The 17445-nt window shown below is 66.2% G+C and carries 17 protein-coding genes; 15 read left to right on the top strand and 2 right to left on the bottom strand.

The features are described from left to right. Positions 1–50 precede the first annotated feature (50 nt). Together MJ601_RS06270 and MJ601_RS06275 are read left to right on the top strand one after the other, a co-directional pair. Complete coding sequence (locus tag MJ601_RS06270) at positions 51–821, top strand: NUDIX hydrolase (RefSeq protein ID WP_242124466.1); 771 nt, start codon at positions 51–53, stop codon at positions 819–821. Between the two features lie 166 nt (positions 822–987). Further along, positions 988–1260: a DUF4242 domain-containing protein gene (locus MJ601_RS06275; protein ID WP_242124468.1), complete on the top strand. Its 273-nt coding sequence runs from the start codon at positions 988–990 to the stop codon at positions 1258–1260. A 103-nt stretch (positions 1261–1363) separates the two neighbouring features. Here the strand turns inward: MJ601_RS06275 and trpE are convergent, their stop codons facing one another. Beyond that, a complete protein-coding gene (trpE, locus tag MJ601_RS06280; RefSeq protein ID WP_242124754.1) occupies positions 1364–2884 on the bottom strand; it encodes an anthranilate synthase component I in 1521 nt (506 codons plus the stop codon). Between the two features lies 1 nt (position 2885). Beyond that, positions 2886–4835 (bottom strand): peptidylprolyl isomerase, encoded by a 1950-nt coding sequence (locus MJ601_RS06285; protein WP_242124471.1) that lies wholly within the window; start codon positions 4833–4835, stop codon positions 2886–2888. A 213-nt stretch (positions 4836–5048) separates the two neighbouring features. Between MJ601_RS06285 and tpiA the strand changes: the two genes are divergently transcribed. From tpiA to truB, 13 genes are all read left to right on the top strand, one after another. After that, positions 5049–5789 (top strand): triose-phosphate isomerase, encoded by a 741-nt coding sequence (gene tpiA, locus MJ601_RS06290; RefSeq protein ID WP_242124472.1) that lies wholly within the window; start codon positions 5049–5051, stop codon positions 5787–5789. Between the two features lie 124 nt (positions 5790–5913). Further along, on the top strand, positions 5914–6303 hold the full coding sequence (secG, locus tag MJ601_RS06295; RefSeq protein ID WP_242124756.1) for a preprotein translocase subunit SecG: 390 nt from the start codon (positions 5914–5916) through the stop codon (positions 6301–6303). A gap of 90 nt (positions 6304–6393) precedes the next feature. Then, entirely contained in the window at positions 6394–8028 is a 1635-nt protein-coding gene (gene pyrG, locus MJ601_RS06300; protein WP_242124474.1) for a CTP synthase, read from the top strand. A 189-nt stretch (positions 8029–8217) separates the two neighbouring features. After that, the gene (rimP, locus tag MJ601_RS06305; protein WP_242124476.1) at positions 8218–8742 is read left to right on the top strand and encodes a ribosome maturation protein RimP; all 525 of its coding nucleotides are present in this window, start codon (positions 8218–8220) and stop codon (positions 8740–8742) included. A gap of 12 nt (positions 8743–8754) precedes the next feature. Next, a complete protein-coding gene (nusA, locus tag MJ601_RS06310) occupies positions 8755–10326 on the top strand; it encodes a transcription termination factor NusA (protein ID WP_242124478.1) in 1572 nt (523 codons plus the stop codon). Positions 10327–10332: 6 nt separating this feature from the next. Continuing rightward, positions 10333–10569, top strand: coding sequence for a tautomerase family protein (locus MJ601_RS06315; protein ID WP_242124480.1), 237 nt, complete (start codon positions 10333–10335; stop codon positions 10567–10569). Between the two features lie 63 nt (positions 10570–10632). Continuing rightward, complete coding sequence (locus tag MJ601_RS06320) at positions 10633–11289, top strand: DUF448 domain-containing protein (protein ID WP_242124482.1); 657 nt, start codon at positions 10633–10635, stop codon at positions 11287–11289. 70 nt (positions 11290–11359) lie between these two features. Further along, on the top strand, positions 11360–13966 hold the full coding sequence (gene infB / locus MJ601_RS06325; RefSeq protein WP_242124484.1) for a translation initiation factor IF-2: 2607 nt from the start codon (positions 11360–11362) through the stop codon (positions 13964–13966). A gap of 44 nt (positions 13967–14010) precedes the next feature. Then, a complete protein-coding gene (gene rbfA, locus MJ601_RS06330; protein ID WP_242124486.1) occupies positions 14011–14409 on the top strand; it encodes a 30S ribosome-binding factor RbfA in 399 nt (132 codons plus the stop codon). A gap of 80 nt (positions 14410–14489) precedes the next feature. Beyond that, the gene (locus MJ601_RS06335; RefSeq protein ID WP_242124488.1) at positions 14490–15386 is read left to right on the top strand and encodes an alpha/beta hydrolase; all 897 of its coding nucleotides are present in this window, start codon (positions 14490–14492) and stop codon (positions 15384–15386) included. A gap of 3 nt (positions 15387–15389) precedes the next feature. Then, complete coding sequence (locus MJ601_RS06340; protein WP_242124490.1) at positions 15390–15968, top strand: thymidine kinase; 579 nt, start codon at positions 15390–15392, stop codon at positions 15966–15968. Between the two features lie 121 nt (positions 15969–16089). Next, a complete protein-coding gene (locus MJ601_RS06345; RefSeq protein WP_242124492.1) occupies positions 16090–16452 on the top strand; it encodes a DUF6491 family protein in 363 nt (120 codons plus the stop codon). Between the two features lie 94 nt (positions 16453–16546). Further along, positions 16547–17440, top strand: a complete 894-nt coding sequence (truB, locus tag MJ601_RS06350) for a tRNA pseudouridine(55) synthase TruB (RefSeq protein ID WP_242124494.1) — start codon at positions 16547–16549, stop codon at positions 17438–17440. The last annotated feature ends 5 nt before the right edge of the window (positions 17441–17445 follow it).

The following is a 17445-nucleotide window of genomic DNA, read 5'->3' on the forward strand; positions in this document are numbered from 1 at the left end:
GGGGCGGAAGGAACTTTACCGCCGGTCCATTGCGTGCCTATTGCGGTTCCATGACGAAGATAATGGATGAGGGCCGTCCGGCTGCCACGGTGGTCATCATACGCGACCGGATCGGCGCGTCGCCCGAAATGCTGATGATGGAACGGGCGTCGACCATGGCGTTCGCGGCCGGTGCGCTGGTCTTTCCGGGCGGTGCCGTGGATGCGGGCGACCATGCGCTGGCAGCGTCGATCGGCGGGGAGCTGCCGCAGGACGAGGCCGCCGCCCGCATCGCCGCGATTCGCGAGACGCTGGAGGAAAGCGGGCTGGCGATCGCCTTCACCCGGACGGTCGAAGCGGATCGCCTTGCCGCCATGCGGCAGGCGCTGGCGGCGGGCGCCGGGCTGGGGGATATTCTGAAAGTCCATGGGCTGGAGATCGCGCTGGACGCGCTGGTGCCTTTCGCCCGCTGGCATCCGCCGGGGTTCGAGCAGGCAAGGCGGGTGTTCGACACCCGCTTCTACCTCGTCCGCGCGCCGGAGGGGCAGAGCGCGAGCGTGGATGCGACCGAGAATGTCCGCCTGTTCTGGAGCGCGGCGGCCGACACCCTCGCCTTGTGCGACCGGGGCGAGGGAGAGGTGATTTTCCCGACCCGGCGCAATCTGGAGCGGCTGGCGCAATTTGCCAGCTTCGACGATCTTGCCGCCCATGCCCGGTCCATTCCCGTCGAAAAGGTGACGCCCTGGGCCGAGGAAAGGGAAGGCGAGCCGCATCTCTGCATCCCGACGCATCTCGGCTATCCGGTGACCTCCGAACCGATGCGCGGCGTTCGGCGCGCCTGACGATAGGGCTGGCTCCATCGCGCCGACGGGCGTAAGACTGCCGAGCTGGGGCATGATCCCCTGAAGGTGAATCGGATCATGGTCCGTTGGTCTTTGGTTTTCCGCATTTTACGAGGCGACAGGCGATGCCAGCTGCTTTGAAAATGCTACAGCCATGGAGGCGCATATGCCGCAGTTCGTGATCGAACGTGAAATGCCCGGCGTCGGGAAACTGTCCGGCGAGGAACTGAAGGGCGCGTCGCAGGGATCCTGCAATGTCCTTCGCCAGCTTGGCCCGGATATCCAGTGGGTGCACAGCTATGTGACGGACGACAAGATCTACTGCGTCTATCGCGCGCCCAGCGAGGATCTGATCCGCCAACATGCCGAGATCGCCGGTTTCCCGGCGAACAGCATCTCTCAGGTCCGGGCGACGATCGACCCGACGACCGCCGACTGAGTGATTGCGGGTGAAACGGAACGTTTCACGGCGCGGAAATCACGGCGGAACGGAAATGCAGACCGCGATTTCGATTCAATCAGAATCGAACAGGATCTGAACCCTACTGGCCGAACCCCGATTCGCGGGCCAGCGTGACGGCTTCGCGGGCGGCCGCCAGCAGCGCGCCGCTCTTCGCCTCGCATTCGCGCTGCTCATATTCCGGCGTCGAATCGGCGACGATGCCCGCGCCCGCCTGCACATGCATCACCCCGTCCTTGAGCACGGCGGTGCGCAGCACGATGCAGCTGTCCATATTGCCGTCCGGCCCGAAATAGCCGACCCCGCCAGCATAGGCGCCGCGCGTCTCCGGTTCCAGCTCGGCGATGATCTCGCAGGCGCGGACCTTGGGCGCGCCCGACACCGTGCCCGCCGGGAAGCCCGCGAACAGGGCGTCCAGCGCGTCCTTTTCGGGCGCCAGCCGCCCCACCACGTTGGACACGATGTGCATGACATGGCTGTAGAATTCGACCGTATAGCTGTCCGTGACGGTCACCGTGCCCGCCGCCGCCACCCGGCCGACATCGTTGCGGCCCAGGTCCAGCAGCATCAGATGTTCCGCCCGTTCCTTGGGATCGGCCAGCAGACTCTCCCGGTTGGCGGCGTCCTCGACCGCGTTCCTGCCGCGCGGGCGGGTGCCCGCGATCGGGCGGATGGTGACATCGCCGTCGCGCGCGCGGACCAGGATTTCGGGGCTGGACCCGATCAGCGCGAAGCCGGGCAGGTCGAGATAGTAGAGGAAGGGCGACGGATTGATCCGCCGCAACGCCCGGTACAGGGCGATCGGCGGCAGGGTGAAGGGGCTGGTGAAGCGCTGCGCCAGCACCACCTGAAAAATGTCGCCCGCGACGATATAATCCTTCGCCCTGTCGACCATCGCGGCATAGCGGCCCGGCTCCAGCACCGGCGTCACCTGGACATCGGCGATCTCAGCAGGGGAGGGTGCGGCGGGCAGGGGCGCGGCAAGACGCGCGGCGACCGCGTCGATCCGCTCCAGCGCCTGCCCGATGGCGCGGTCGGTGTCGCCATGGCTACCCTTCCACACCGGCGCGACCAGATAGAGCGCATCGGCCAGCCGGTCGAACACGAGGATGACGGTCGGCCGCACGAACAGCATGTCGGGCAAGGCGATCGGGTTTTCGGCGGGGCGCGGCAGCTTTTCGACCAGTCCCACCGTCTCATAGCCGAAATAGCCGACCAGGCAGGCGAGGGCAGCGGGTAGTGCCGGGTCGAGTTCCGCCCTGCATTCGGCCACCAGCGCCCGCAATGCGTCCAGCGCGCCCTGGCTTTCCGGTTCGAACGCATCGCGGTCGGTTGCCCATTGCCGGTTGATTTCGGCCTTCTGCCCCTGCGCCCGGAACACCAGGTCGGGGGCAAGCCCGATCAGGCTGTAGCGCCCCCGCACCGCCCCGCCTTCGACGGACTCGAGCAGGAAATCGCCCCGGTCCGGTTCGAACAGCTTGAGCGCGGCGGAGATCGGCGTGTCGGTGTCGGCGATCTGGCGCCGCCACACCAGCGCGGACTGTCCCGCCGCCAGCGCCTGACGCGCGCTTTCGATGCCGTCCGATGCGCCGCCCAAGGCCATCTTACTGCCCGCCATTATTGGCGCTGGCGAGCGCCCGCTGGACAGCGGCGACGGCGTTGGCATTGCGCTTGACGCCGAGTTGCTTTTCGACCGCGCGCTCGAACTGCTGGCCATATTCCTGGCCCGCCACGTCGCTCAATTGATCGCGGACCTGATTGAGCAGCGCCTTGTCATTGCCCGCGTCACCATGTTTGATGCCGTCCAGTTGCACGATGAAATAGCCGCGATCCTCGCCCACGGGCAGGGTCTTGACGCTGCCCGGCGCCATCGCGAACAGCATGGCGACCTGCGCCGGAGGCCGCTGGCCGTCGCGCATGATGTCGGCGCGGCGGCCACCCACCGTCTGCGGCGCGGGGAGGGGAATGCCGGCCCCCTTGACGGCATCGGCCAGCTTCATGCCCTTGGCGACCTTCGCCCGGATCTGCTCGGCCAGCGCCTTCGCCTTCTCATTGCCCTGGGCGAGCTTGTACTGCATCACCACCAGCGCCTTGATCTTGGCAAGCGGCGGGGGCGCGGCGGCCTGAACGTCGCCCGGCGCGGCCAGCGCATAGCGCTTGTCGGCGGTGATCGGGATCAGCTGCGCGTCATCGTCCTGGTTCATGCCGAAGACCGGCGCCAGCAGCGGCTTCACATCGGCCGGCGGTTCATAGGCGGCATTTTCGACCTGCTTGCCGGACGACAGCAGGAAGGGCGTGGTTTCCAGCTTCAGCCCATTATCCTTCACCACTTCCTCGAAGCTGCCGCCATTGGCGATCTGGTCCTCGATCTTGCCGGTAAAGTCATTCAGCAGCCGCTTTTCCTTCTGTGCGCGCAGGGTGGCGACGATCTCGTCCCGCACGGCGGAAAGCGGACGGGCGGGGGTGGTCTTCACGGCGGTCACGCGCAGCAGCACCCAGCCCAGCGATCCGCGCATCGGCCCGACCAGATCGCCCTGTTTCGCGGCGAAGCCCGCATCGGCGACGGCGGCGGAGCTGGCGGCGGCCAGCGCTTCGCGGCTTTCGTCGGCCAGCGTCGAGATCGACAGGCCCGCGCCCTGCGCGGCGGCGGCGAGCGACTTGCCGCCCCTGACCTGACCGGCGATCGCCTTGGCGGCGGCTTCGGTCGGCAGGATCAGCTGTTCGAAGCTGCGGTTTTCCCTGGCGGCATAGGCGGCCTTGTTCTGATTGTAGGCGGCGGTGATTTCCGCGTCGGTCGGCTGCGCCGCCTGGGCGAAGCGTTCGGTATCGATCACCGCATAGCGGATGCGGCGCTGCTCCGGAATGGTGTAGCGGGCGGCGTTCGCCTTGTAGAAATCGCTGAGCTGCGCGTCGGTCGGATCCTTGATGTCCGTGAACGCGCTGGCCGGGACCGCCGCGATGGTGCCCTGGCGCGCCTCCAGCAGCAGCGAGGCATAGGGCAGGACCACGCTGTCGGGCAGCTTCACGCCCAGGGCGATGGGGGCCAGCATCTGCCGTTCCAATATCTCGCGGCTGATATCGTCGCGCAGCGCCTGTTCGGTGATCCGCTCGCGCAGCAGCAACTGGCGGAAATTTTCCTGGCTGAAATTGCCGGCCGCATCCTGGAAGGCGGGGATCTGCGCGATCTGCGCATCGACCAGCCGCTTGGAGATATGCACCTTCTGATCGTTGGCATATTCCTTCAGCGTCAGCGAGGCGACGAGCTGGTCATAGACCTGCGCCGCGCCGCCCTGCGCCAGGAAATCGCCGATCTGGAGGCCAGGATTGGATCGGCGCGCATTTTCGAACACGCGCTGCACGCGATCCTGCAATTCCGTCACCGTCAGCCGCGATCCGCCCGCCTTCGCGGCGGTTTCGCCGGACCCCAACGACGCCCCGAACTTGCCGCTGGTGATGTCCCCCATGATGAAGGCGGCCGCGACGATCCCAAGGAAGAGCAGGGCCGCGAAGGCGCCGAATTTGGAGCGGATGAAACGGCGGAAGACTGAAAGCATGGAGGAAAGTCCGTTAAAGCGGCTTTGATGGCGGCCCGCTTTAAGGGCGGATCGTCGCGCGGGCAAGGGGCGCGACGGGCGCAAGGCTGGACAAATGCCCGTGCGCCGTTCATCGGCTCGACCAACCCGGCGGTGCAACCCTGGAGAGCGGCTTTGTGGCCGTGGGCGGCGCCGAAGGGTCACGTGCAGCAATAATCATAAGGGGAACAGTCGATGAGCAGGCGAAAGCTGGTTGTCGGTAACTGGAAGATGAACGGCCTTCGCGCCCAGTTGGGCGAGGTTGAGGCCATTGGCGGCCTGGCCCGCGAGCATGGCTCGGTCGAGGTCGGGCTGTGCCTGCCAGCGACGCTGATCGCGGCGGCGGATGCCGTGAAGGGCGGCGCCTTCGTGGGCGCGCAGGATTGCCATATGCGGGCCAGCGGCGCGCACACCGGCTGCCTGTCCGCGCCGATGCTGGCGGAGGCCGGGGCGAGCTGGACCATCGTCGGCCATAGCGAGCGGCGGCAGGACCAGGGCGAGACCGATGCCGACGTGGCGGCGAAGGCGCTGGCGGCGAAGGCGGCGGGGCTGAAGGTCATCCTGTGCGTGGGCGAGAGCCTGGAAGTGCGGGATGCGGGCGATGCCGAGGCGGTGGTGTCGGCGCAGCTCCTTGCCTCTCTGCCGGAAGGGGCGGCTGCGGACTGGCTCTCCATCGCCTATGAACCGATCTGGGCGATCGGGACCGGGCGAATCCCCACCATGGAGGCGGTCGCGGAGATGCATGCCGCCTTGCGCGCCGCGCTGGCGCGCCGGATCGGCGGGGAGGCTGACGCCGTGCGAATCCTCTATGGCGGCTCGATGAACGGCGACAATGCGGCGGAGCTGCTGGCGCTGGCCGATGTCGATGGCGGCCTGATCGGCGGCGCAAGCCTGACGGCGGAAAAATTCGCGCCCGTCATCGCGGCGGCGGCCTGACGCCCGCCGTTCGCTTCGATCGAAGTCGGGACGGGTTCGGATAATGAAGGCGCTCCCGGTTGCTCCGGGGCGCCTTCGTCGCTATGTGCGCCGCAACGCACCCATTACCGGACAAAGTTCGCCCATGTTCACCTTCATCCTCGTCGTGCAGGCCATTGTCGCCGCTCTGCTGGTCACCGTCATCCTGATGCAGAAGTCGGAAGGCGGCGGTCTGGGCGTCGGCGGCAGCCCGGCGGGCTTCATGTCGGCGCGCGGCGCGGCGGATTTCCTGACCCGGTCGACCACGATCCTGGCCACCATCTTCGTGTCGCTGTCGATCGTTCTGGCGGTCATCGCCTCCATCCAGCATCGTCCGAGCGATATCGATACGTCGCTGGTGAAGCAGGCGCCGGCAACCCCTTCGACGGCTCCGGCCCCCGCAACCGGCAATGATCCGCTGGCCGGCGCGGCGGGTGCGGCGGGCGGCAACGCCCAGGGCACTGCCGCCAACGGTGCGGTTCCGCTCGCAAACTGAACGACTTAACCGTCATTCCCATCTTTTTTGCATGCGTGCGGATTCGCGCGCTTGCTTAACTCGCTTGTAAAAGGTTAAGCCTCTCCTCCCATGGCGCGGTATATTTTCATCACCGGCGGCGTGGTCTCCTCGCTTGGCAAGGGCCTGATGGCCGCTTCGCTTGCAGCTCTGTTGCAGGCGCGAGGTTTCCGTGTGCGCATTCGGAAATTCGATCCCTATCTCAACGTCGATCCGGGCACGATGAGCCCGTATCAGCATGGCGAGGTCTATGTGACCGACGACGGGGCGGAAACCGACCTCGACCTCGGCCATTATGAGCGCTTTACGGGCGTTTCGGCGCGGCAGTCGGACAATGTGACGCAGGGCCGGGTCTATCAGACCATCATCCAGCGCGAGCGGCGCGGCGACTATCTGGGCGCGACGGTGCAGGTCATCCCGCACGTCACCGACGAGATCAAGGCCTTCGCGCTGGCGGATTCGGACGATCTGGATTTCGTGCTGTGCGAGATCGGCGGCACGGTGGGCGACATCGAATCGCTGCCCTTCATGGAGGCGATCCGCCAGCTGCACAACGATCTGGGGCGCGGCCAGTCGATCTTCGTCCATGTGACGCTGGTGCCCTATATCGCGGCGGCGGGCGAACTGAAGACCAAGCCGACCCAGCATAGCGTGCGCGAGCTGACCTCGCTCGGCATCCAGCCCGACATCCTGCTGTGCCGCTGCGAGCATCCGCTGCCCGAAAGCGAGCGCCGCAAGATCGCGCTGTTCTGCAACGTCCGCCCCGAAGCGGTGATCCCCGCGCTCGACGCCAGCAGCATCTATGCCGTGCCGACGCAATATCATGCCGAAGGGCTGGACGACGAAGTGCTGCGCGCCTTCGGTATCACCGGTGCGCCGGAACCCAGGCTCGACCGCTGGCACGACATCATGGACCGCCAGCAAAATCCGGAAGGCGAGGTCACGATCGGCGTGGTCGGCAAATATGTCGGCCTGCTCGACGCCTATAAATCGCTCTACGAAGCCCTGCACCATGGCGGTTTCGCCAACCGGGTGAAGGTCAACATCAGGTGGATCGACGCCGAACTGTTCGAGGAAGAGGGGGCGGACATCGCCGCCCGCCTGGAGCCGATGCACGGTATCCTCGTCCCCGGTGGCTTCGGCGTGCGCGGGTCGGAGGGCAAGATCGCCTCGGTCAAGTTCGCCCGCGAGCGCAACGTTCCCTTCTTCGGCATCTGCCTTGGCATGCAGATGGCCTGCATCGAGGGGGCGCGGAACACGGCGGGCATCGAAAATGCCTCCACCACCGAATTCGGCGAAACCAGCGAGCCGGTCGTCGGCCTCATCACCGAATGGATGAGCAAGGAAGGGCTGCAGAAGCGCACCGCCGAAACCGATCTGGGCGGCACCATGCGGCTGGGCGCCTATCCCGCCAAGCTGACGGGCAACAGCGTGGTGTCGGGCATTTACGGCGCGACCGAGATCAGCGAACGCCACCGCCACCGTTACGAAGTCAATGCCGGCTATCGCGAGCCGCTGGAAAAGGGCGGGCTGATCTTCTCGGGCATGTCGCCGGACGGCGCCCTGCCGGAGATCGTCGAGCGGCCCGACCACCCCTGGTTCGTCGGCGTGCAGTTCCACCCGGAACTCAAGTCCAAGCCCTTCGACCCGCATCCGCTCTTCGCCAGCTTCATCGAAGCGGCGGTCAAGCAGAGCCGTCTGGTATAAGGAAACGGGGCCATCAGGCCCCGTTTTTCCCGGTCCGCCGGGGCTTCGATATTCCGCGACGAATGTTGTTGCAGCGCGGGCGCATCGCGCCTATATCGCGCTTGCTTCCTTACATCGTCAAACATGTCGGGGTCGCGGGCGGAAGGCCTGCGGCGACGGGAAGCCGCATATTTTGATTTTGGAGACTCCATGGCGGACATCGCCGAACTGACAGCCCTGATCGAACCGGAGGTGAAGGCCCTCGGCTTCGACCTCGTGCGCGTCAAGCTGTTCGGTTCGGGTGACGAATATACGCTTCAGATCATGGCCGAGCGGCCGGAGACGAAGCAACTCGTCATCGAGGATTGCGCCACCATCTCCCGCCGCCTCTCGGACCTGCTCGACGAAACCGATCCGATCGAGGAAGCCTATCGGCTGGAGGTCAGCTCGCCCGGCATCGACCGGCCGCTGACCCGCCTCACCGACTTCCTCGAATGGGCCGGGCATGAGGCGAAGATTTCCGCCACCGAAAGCGTCTCGGGCCGCAAGAGTTTCCGGGGCGTGCTGAAGGGCGTCGAGGGCGGGAATATCCTGTTCGCCGACGCCAAGGCCGGTGACGTGGCCATTCCCTTCGCGTTGGTGGGGGATGCCAAGCTGATACTGACCGACGCGCTGATTGCTGCTACTATGCCGCTCTCCTCCGATGGGGCGGACGAGTTCGAAACCGAGGAATAAGGGTTTACGACCATGGCCAACGCCATTTCCGCCAACAAGGCCGAACTGCTCGCCATTGCGAACAGTGTCGCCAGCGAGAAGATGATCGACAAGGCGATCGTCATCGAGGCGATGGAAGATGCGATCCAGCGCGCCGCCCGCGCGCGCTATGGCGCGGAGAACGACATTCGCGCCAAGCTGGACCCCGATACCGGCGACCTGCGCCTGTGGCGCGTCGTCGAGGTGGTCGAGGTGGTCGACGACTATTTCAAGCAGGTCGATCTGCGCCAGGCGCAGAAGCTGAAGAAGGACGCCGTGATCGGCGACTTCATCGTCGACCCGCTGCCCCCGATCGACCTGGGCCGCATCGACGCCCAGTCGGCCAAGCAGGTGATCTTCCAGAAGGTCCGCGACGCCGAGCGCGAGCGCCAGCATGAGGAATTCAAGGACCGCGTGGGTGAGATCATCACCGGCGTCGTCAAGTCGGTCGAATTCGGCCATGTCGTGGTCAACCTGGGCCGCGCCGAGGGCGTGATCCGCCGTGACCAGCAGATCCCGCGCGAAGTCGTCCGCGTCGGCGACCGCATCCGCTCGGTGATCCTGAACGTGCGCCGCGAAAATCGCGGGCCGCAGATTTTCCTCAGCCGTGCGCATCCCGAATTCATGAAGAAGCTGTTCGCGCAGGAAGTGCCCGAAATCTATGACGGCGTGATCGAGATCAAGGCCGCCGCCCGCGATCCGGGTTCGCGCGCCAAGATCGGCGTCATCAGCCGCGATTCGAGCATCGATCCGGTCGGCGCCTGCGTCGGCATGAAGGGCAGCCGCGTGCAGGCCGTCGTGCAGGAAATGCAGGGCGAGAAGATCGACATCATTCCCTGGTCGGAAGATACCGCGACCTTCGTCGTCAACGCGCTGCAGCCCGCGCAGGTCGCCCGCGTCGTCATCGACGAGGAGGAGGAGCGGATCGAAGTCGTCGTTCCCGACGACCAGCTCTCGCTCGCCATCGGCCGCCGCGGCCAGAATGTCCGCCTCGCCAGCCAGCTCACCGGCAAGGCGATCGACATCATGACCGAGGCGGACGCGAGCGAGAAGCGGCAGAAGGAATTCGTCGCCCGGTCCGAAATGTTCCAGAACGAGCTGGACGTGGACGAGACCCTCTCGCAGCTGCTGGTGGCCGAAGGCTTTGGCGAGCTGGAGGAAGTGGCCTATGTCGGCATCGACGAACTGGCCGCGATCGAGGGCTTCGACGAGGAACTGGCGCAGGAGCTGCAGAGCCGTGCGCAGGAAGCACTGGACCGCCGCGAGGCCGCTGCCCGCGAGGAGCGTCAGGCGCTGGGCGTCGAGGACGCGCTGGCCGACATGCCGCACGTCACCGAAGCCATGCTGGTGACGCTGGGCAAGGCCGGCATCAAGACGCTGGACGATCTGGCCGACCTCGCCACCGACGAGCTGATCGCGAAGAAGCGCGTCGACCAGCGCCGCCGCCGCAACGAACAGTCCGAGGACAAGGGCGGCATCCTTGCCGAATATGGCCTCAGCGAAGAGCAGGGCAATGAGATCATCATGGCCGCGCGCGCGCACTGGTTCGAAGGCGAGGAAGCGTAACAACAGATGCCTTTCGTCGACATCCGTCTGGCTGGAAACGCCACCCGTGAGCAGAAGGCGGCCATCGTCGCCGACGTCACCCGGTCGCTCGTCGAGCGGCTGGGGAAGCCGGCTTCTGCCGTGCAGGTGGTGATTTCCGAGATTTCGACGGAAAATTACGGGTCGGCCGGTCAGCTCATCGCTGACCGCGACGCGCCCAGGCCGGTAGGGGAGGACGCCCATGCTGCGGTCACTTCCCGATGAGAGGCTGACGCTCCGCCACGGCGTTGACGAGGTCATGGCCGCTTCCGCACGGGAGGCGCGCCCATGACCGAGCGCAAATGCATCCTGTCGGGCGACCGCGCCGACCCGGACATGCTGGTCCGCCTTGCCTGCGGCCCGAGCGGCGAAATCCTGCCCGACATCCGCGCCAAGGCACCCGGCCGGGGCGCCTGGATCGGCGTGTCCCGCGCCGAACTGGAACAGGCGCTCGCCAAGGGCAGGCTCAAGGGCGCGCTCGCCCGCGCGTTCAAGACAGGCGATCTGCACATTCCCGACACGCTGCCCGCGCTCATCGAGGACGGATTGCGCAGGGCGCTGCTCGACCGTCTGGGGCTGGAGGCGAGGGCGTCGATGGTCCTCACCGGATCGGAAAAGATCGATGTCGCCTGCCGCAAGGGGCAGGTGGAACTGCTGCTCCACGCCGCCGATGCCGCTGCCGACGGCAACCGCAAGCTCGATCAGGCCTGGCGCGTCGGGCGGGAAGCGGAAGGCACGGATTTGGCGGGCATCGTCTTGCCTGTGGACCGACACGCCCTATCTATGGCAATGGGGCGAGATAATGTCGTCCATATCGCAGTGACCGACTCGCGTGCGGCGTCGCGTCTGCGTGCGGCCATAGGCCGCTTGGAAAGCTATCTGGGTTGCGCTAACGGAGCGCCGGTGCATGGGGAGCAGGACTCCGCAGGGGCGCTGGGGGCTTGAGGTAGCATTGGAATGAAGGCGCCGACGGGCCTTGCCGGTCGGGTTGATGTGAAGGGTATAGTTCAGTCGTATGAGTGACAGCAAGGAAGACAAGCCGGTTCTGGGCCGCAAGCCGCTGGGGATCAAGCGCACGGTCGAGTCCGGTCAGGTGCAGCAGCAGTTCAGCCATGGCCGCAAGAATACGGTCGTGGTCGAGGTGAAGCGGCGCCGCATCCTGGGCAAGCCGGGCGAGGCCGGTCACGCTGCGCCTGAACCGCAGGCCGATCCCACGCCCGCGCCCGCTCCGGCCCCTGCGCCGCAACAGCCCCAGGCCCGCGCGCCGCAGCCCGCGCCCGCACGCCCGGCGCCGCCGCAGAGCCTGATGTCGCGTCAGGAATTGCAGGCGAAGCTGCTGCGCGAGGCCGAGGAAGCCCGCATGAACGCGCTCGAGGAAGCGCGCCGCCGCGAAGATGCGCAGCGCATCGCCGCGACCGAGGAAGAAAAGCGCCGCGCCGAGGATAATCGTGTCGCCGCCGAAGCCGCCGAGGCCGAAGCCGCGCGTCAGGCCGAGGAAAGCGCGAAGGCCGCGGAGACCGCCGCGCAGGCGCCTGCCGCTGCGCCGGTCGAGGAAGCGGCGCCCGCCGCCACCGTTTCGGAGGAAGCGCCTGCCGCCGGCGAGCAGAAGCCTGCTGCGACGAACGGTGCTTCGGCCGTGCCGCCGCCGCGCCGCTTTACCCCGGTTGCGCCGGTCAAGCGCCCCGAACCCGCCAAGCCCGACCGCGCCAAGCGCGGCGACGACAATCGCCGCCAGGCGGGCAAGCTCACCGTCACCCGCGCACTGGCGGACGACGACAGCGCCCGCGCCCGCAGCCTGGCCGCGCTGAAGCGCGCCCGCGAAAAGGAACGCCGCGCCCATTATTCGGGCGGTGCCCAGCCGCGGGAAAAGCAGGTCCGCGACGTGGTCGTGCCGGAAAGCATCACCGTTCAGGAACTCGCCAACCGCATGGCCGAAAAGGGCGCGGATCTGGTGAAGGCCCTGTTCAAGATGGGTACCGCCGTCACGCTGAACCAGCCGATCGATCAGGATACGGCGGAACTGCTGGTCGAGGAATTCGGCCATCGCATCCAGCGCGTGTCGGATGCCGACGTCGAAATCGGCATGGAAGGCGAGGTCGACGCACCCGAGACGCTCAAGCCGCGCGCTCCGGTCGTGACCATCATGGGCCATGTCGACCATGGCAAGACCTCGCTGCTCGACGCGCTGCGCGGGACCGACGTGGTCGCCGGCGAAAGCGGCGGCATCACCCAGCATATCGGCGCCTACCAGGTGACGACCAAGGGCGGGGACGTCATCACCTTCCTCGATACGCCGGGCCATGAGGCCTTTTCCGAGATGCGTGCGCGCGGCGCCAACGTCACCGACATCGTCATCCTCGTGGTGGCGGCCGATGACGGGCTGATGCCCCAGACCATCGAGGCCATCAATCACACCAAGGCGGCCGGCGTCCCGATGATCGTCGCGATCAACAAGGTCGACAAGCCCGAAGCCAATCCGCAGAAGGTGCGCGAGCGCCTGCTCGAACATGAGATCGTGGTCGAGGATATGGGCGGCGACGTGCAGGACGTGCAGGTGTCGGCGCTCAAGAAGACCGGGCTGGACGAGCTGATCGAGAAGATCCTGCTCCAGGCCGAGGTCATGGAACTGACGGCCAACCCGGATCGTGCGGCCGAAGGCAATGTGATCGAGGCGCAGCTCGACAAGGGCCGCGGCGCGGTCGCGACCGTGCTGGTCCGCAAGGGCACGCTCAAGATCGGCGACACTTTCGTCATCGGTTCGGAAAGCGGCAAGGTTCGCGCGCTCATCAACGACAAGGGCCAGAATGTGAAGGCCGCCGGTCCCTCGACCCCGGTCGAGATACTGGGCCTGTCGGGCGTGCCGATGGCGGGCGACCAGCTCACCGTCGTGGAGAATGAGGCCCGCGCCCGCGAAGTCGCCGCCTATCGTCAGGAACAGGCGACCAAGAAGCGCACGACCGCCGCCCCGACCAGCTTCGAGCATATGTTCTCGGCACTCAACACCAAGGTCATCGAATATCCGGTGGTGGTGAAGGGCGACGTGCAGGGTTCGGTGGAAGCGATCGTGTCGTCCTTGAACCGCATCTCGACCGACGAGATCAAGGTGCGCATCCTGCATTCGGGCGTCGGCGCGATCACCGAAAGCGACGTCACGCTGGCTGCCGCCAGCCGCGCGCCGCTGATCGGCTTCAACGTGCGTCCCAATGCCAAGGCGCGTCAACTGGCGGAGCGCGAGAAGATCTCGCTGCGCTATTATGACGTGATCTACGACCTGCTGGAGGAAGTGCGCGGCGAAATGGCGGGCCAGCTGGCGCCCGAGCGCATCGAAACCATCGTCGGCCGCGCCGAGGTGCTTCAGGTGTTCCCGGCGGGCAAGAAGGACAAGGCAGCCGGTCTGCTCGTCCTCGACGGCATCATCCGCAAGGGTCTGGCCGCGCGCCTTACCCGCGACGATGTCATCGTGTCGCGCACCCACATCGCCTCGCTGCGCCGCTTCAAGGACGATGTGTCCGAAGTTCGTGCGGGCATGGAGTGCGGCGCGGTCCTGCAGGATACGAACGACATCAAGGTCGGCGATACGCTCGAACTGTTCGAGGTCGAGGAACGCGCAAGGACGCTGTAGGGATATGAAACCCTCCCTCCCAAGGGAGGGGGGAGTTTTGGGTTATGGCTCAACAGAATGAAGGCCCGTCCGTCCGTCTGCTGCGCGTGGGCGAACAGGTGCGGCATGTCCTGTCCGACATCCTCCAGCGCGGCGATGTGCATGACGATGTGCTGACCAGCCATGTCGTCAGCATCACCGAAGTGCGCATGTCCCCGGACCTGCGCCACGCGACGGTATTCGTGAAGTCGCTGCTGGGGCAGGATGAGGAAGCGGTGCTGAAGGCGCTGCGCACCAACACCGCTTATCTCCAGCGCGAGGTCGCGACCCGCGTGCGCCTCAAATATGCCTCGAAGCTCAAATTCCTTGCCGATGAAAGCTTCGATGAAGGCAGCCATATCGACCGGCTGCTGCGCGATCCCAAGGTCGCACGCGATCTGGAAAAGCCCGAAGGCGACGAATAAAGCTGTTCCTCCCGTCGACGGGACGGCGCGGCGGCGCTAACAGCGTCTATCCCGCGAACGGTTTGAAGGGGGCAAGGCGCATGAAGAAGATCGGCATTCTGGCGGGCGCATTGCTGGCGCTGGCCGCCCCCGCAGCGGCGAGGGAAAACCCGATCCATCCCGCCGTCATCGCCGATCCGGCGCCCGATGCCAGCTATCCTGCGGGCATGAGCGCCTTCGTGATCCCCTCCGAGGACGGCGCGCTGAACGCGGTTCTCTACACCGCTGCCGGAGCGGGCCTGCATCCCACGCTGCTGCTGTTGCACGGCTTCCCCGGCAATGAGCAGAATCTGGACCTGGCGCAAGCCGCCCGCCGCGCCGGATGGAATGTGCTGACCCTCCATTATCGCGGCTCCTGGGGCAGTCCCGGCACCTTCTCCTTCACCCACGCCTCGGAAGATGCGTGGAACGCGCTGCAATATCTCCAGCAATCGGGGACGGTCGCCAGATATCGCATCGATACCAGCGCGATCGTTGTTGCGGGGCACAGCATGGGCGGTTTCATGGCCGCCGATGTCGCCGCCGCAGAACCCCATGTGGCGGGTTTGTTCCTGATCGACCCCTGGGACCCGGCGCAGACCGTCGCCGCGCTGTCGACTCCGGAAGGCGAAGCCGCATGGAAGGCCGAAGTCGCAAGCGACCTGCCGCCGCTCAAGGGTGCGACCTATGACAGTCTGACCGGTGAAATCCGGGGCAATGGCGAGAAATTCGACCTTGGCCGCCAGCTGGTCGGCTATGGCCGCCGCCCGCTCACCATCATCGGCGCGGAGCGCGGGATCGGCGCCATGGCGCGCAAGGTGACGGCCGACGCCCAGTCGGCCAATCCCGATACGCGGTTGATGGTCTGGCCGACCGACCACAGTTTTTCCGACAAGCGGATCGCCCTGGCCGATGCGCTGGTGCGTTTCCTCAAGCAAGTCGCCCCCATGGCGCGCTGACGGATGGCGAAGCTCTATTTCTATTATAGCTCGATGAATGCGGGGAAATCGACCACCCTGCTGCAATCGAGCTTCAACTATCGCGAGCGGGGCATGGAAACCATGCTGTGGACCGCGGCGATCGACGACCGCTACGGGCAGGGGCGCATCGTTTCCCGCATCGGGCTGGAGGCGCAGGCGCATCTGTTCGATGGCGGAACAGATCTTTTCGCGGCCATTGCAACCCAGCATGGCCGGACTCCGCTTTCCTGCGTACTGGTGGACGAGGCGCAGTTCCTGAACGCGGTGCAGGTCTGGCAACTGGCGGCGGTCTGCGACCGATTGAGCATTCCCGTTCTCTGCTACGGCATCCGCACCGATTTTCAGGGCGAACTGTTCGAGGGCAGCGCCTCGCTGCTGGGCCTTGCCGACACGCTGACCGAGATCAAGACGATCTGCGACTGTGGGCGCAAGGCGATCATGAACCTGCGTGTGGACGCTCAGGGCCGCCCCATCCGCGAAGGCGAGCAGACCGAGATCGGCGGCAACGACCGTTATGTCGCCCTTTGCCGCCGCCATTTCGTCGAGCGGCGGTCCGCCTGAGCCGGGCAGATTTGTCTTAAACTGTCGCGTCCGCCTCCCAATCGGGCGGTTCATTCCCTATCTTGGCGTCAAAGGAGTGGAGCAGCCGGGGGTTCTGCTCATTTGAAGCTGGAGAAGTATCATGAAGACCATGATCGCCCTGCTGGCCGCGCCGCTGCTGATCGCGGGCGGCGCCCTGTCCGCCGCGCCGGTGCAGCCCAAGGCCGAAGCCTCGATCCCTTTCATCAACCATGGCGGGGTCTGGAACTGGCAGGCCGACGGCTCGCGCGGCCTTTATGTGCAGGACCAGCATCGCCACTGGTATTATGCGACGCTGATGGGCAACTGCTATGACCTGCCCTTCGCCAATGCGGTGGGCTTCGAGACGCGCGGCATCGATACGCTCGACAGGTTCGGGACGGTGATCGTGCGGGGCCAGCGCTGCCCGATCGTCAGCTTCGTCCAGAGCGACGGCCCGCCCGTCAAGGCCGGGAAGAAAGGCTGACAAGGGGCGGCCTCTTCGAGGCCCTGATTGACCGCATCGCTTTTTGCGCAAAACCGGTTCCCACTTTTGCGCGCGATGCTCTAAGGCCGCGGCCATGCATGGCTGGATCATTCTCGACAAACCCCTTGGCCTTGGCTCGACGCAGGCGGTGAGCGCGGTAAAGCGCGCCCTTCGTCAGAGTGGAGCGGGAAAGTGGAAGGTCGGCCATGGGGGCACGCTCGATCCGCTGGCGACCGGGGTACTGCCGATCGCCGTCGGGGAGGCGACCAAGCTGGCCGGGCGGATGCTCGACAGCGACAAGATCTATGATTTCACCTGCCGGTTCGGCGTACAGACCGATACGCTGGACCTGGAGGGCAAGGAGGTTGTGTCCAGCGACCATCGCCCGACACTGGCCGACGTGAAGGCCGTGCTGCCGCGCTTCACCGGGCCGGTCGCGCAGGCTCCGCCCGCTTATTCCGCCATATTGATCGATGGCCAGCGCGCCTATGACCTGGCCCGCGCCGGGCAGGATGTGGCGATGAAGACGCGCGCCGTCACCATCCATGCGCTCTCCATCCAGGGGCAGGAGCCGGAAGGGGAGGGGCTGGCCTCCGTCACCCTCACCGCCCATGTCTCCAAGGGCACCTATATCCGCAGCCTTGCGCGCGACCTGGCGCTGGCGGTCGGCACGGTCGGCCATGTCACCATGCTCCGCCGCATCAAGGCTGGACCCTTCACGCTGGACTCGGCGATTTCGCTGGACAAATTGGACGAAGCTGCTAGGGGCGGCGGCTTCGGCGGTCTTATGCTGCCGTTGACGGCGGGGCTGGACGACATCCCGGCTCTGCCCGTCTCTCCCGACGATGCGCTGGCTCTCCGACAAGGGAAGGTGCTCGTGGGGAAACCGCATACCGGTCTCCTGCTGGCGATGGAAGGCGAAACGCCGGTCGCGCTGGTGGAGGCCAGTGGCCCTGAATTCAGGGTGGTGCGCGGCTTCAATCTCTAGATGTT

The organism is Sphingobium trunci, from assembly GCF_022664535.1.
Taxonomy (GTDB): domain Bacteria; phylum Pseudomonadota; class Alphaproteobacteria; order Sphingomonadales; family Sphingomonadaceae; genus Sphingobium.

Coding starts and splice junctions, on each gene's coding strand:
- trpE (WP_242124754.1), bottom strand. CDS start 2,884: ATGGCCTTGGGCGGCGCATCGGACGGCATCGAAAGCGCGCGTCAGGCG.
- MJ601_RS06320 (WP_242124482.1), top strand. CDS start 10,633: ATGACCGAGCGCAAATGCATCCTGTCGGGCGACCGCGCCGACCCGGAC.
- MJ601_RS06315 (WP_242124480.1), top strand. CDS start 10,333: ATGCCTTTCGTCGACATCCGTCTGGCTGGAAACGCCACCCGTGAGCAG.
- secG (WP_242124756.1), top strand. CDS start 5,914: ATGTTCACCTTCATCCTCGTCGTGCAGGCCATTGTCGCCGCTCTGCTG.
- nusA (WP_242124478.1), top strand. CDS start 8,755: ATGGCCAACGCCATTTCCGCCAACAAGGCCGAACTGCTCGCCATTGCG.
- MJ601_RS06345 (WP_242124492.1), top strand. CDS start 16,090: ATGAAGACCATGATCGCCCTGCTGGCCGCGCCGCTGCTGATCGCGGGC.
- MJ601_RS06270 (WP_242124466.1), top strand. CDS start 51: ATGACGAAGATAATGGATGAGGGCCGTCCGGCTGCCACGGTGGTCATC.
- MJ601_RS06275 (WP_242124468.1), top strand. CDS start 988: ATGCCGCAGTTCGTGATCGAACGTGAAATGCCCGGCGTCGGGAAACTG.
- MJ601_RS06340 (WP_242124490.1), top strand. CDS start 15,390: ATGGCGAAGCTCTATTTCTATTATAGCTCGATGAATGCGGGGAAATCG.
- rbfA (WP_242124486.1), top strand. CDS start 14,011: ATGGCTCAACAGAATGAAGGCCCGTCCGTCCGTCTGCTGCGCGTGGGC.
- truB (WP_242124494.1), top strand. CDS start 16,547: ATGCATGGCTGGATCATTCTCGACAAACCCCTTGGCCTTGGCTCGACG.
- tpiA (WP_242124472.1), top strand. CDS start 5,049: ATGAGCAGGCGAAAGCTGGTTGTCGGTAACTGGAAGATGAACGGCCTT.
- pyrG (WP_242124474.1), top strand. CDS start 6,394: ATGGCGCGGTATATTTTCATCACCGGCGGCGTGGTCTCCTCGCTTGGC.
- MJ601_RS06285 (WP_242124471.1), bottom strand. CDS start 4,835: ATGCTTTCAGTCTTCCGCCGTTTCATCCGCTCCAAATTCGGCGCCTTC.
- MJ601_RS06335 (WP_242124488.1), top strand. CDS start 14,490: ATGAAGAAGATCGGCATTCTGGCGGGCGCATTGCTGGCGCTGGCCGCC.
- rimP (WP_242124476.1), top strand. CDS start 8,218: ATGGCGGACATCGCCGAACTGACAGCCCTGATCGAACCGGAGGTGAAG.
- infB (WP_242124484.1), top strand. CDS start 11,360: ATGAGTGACAGCAAGGAAGACAAGCCGGTTCTGGGCCGCAAGCCGCTG.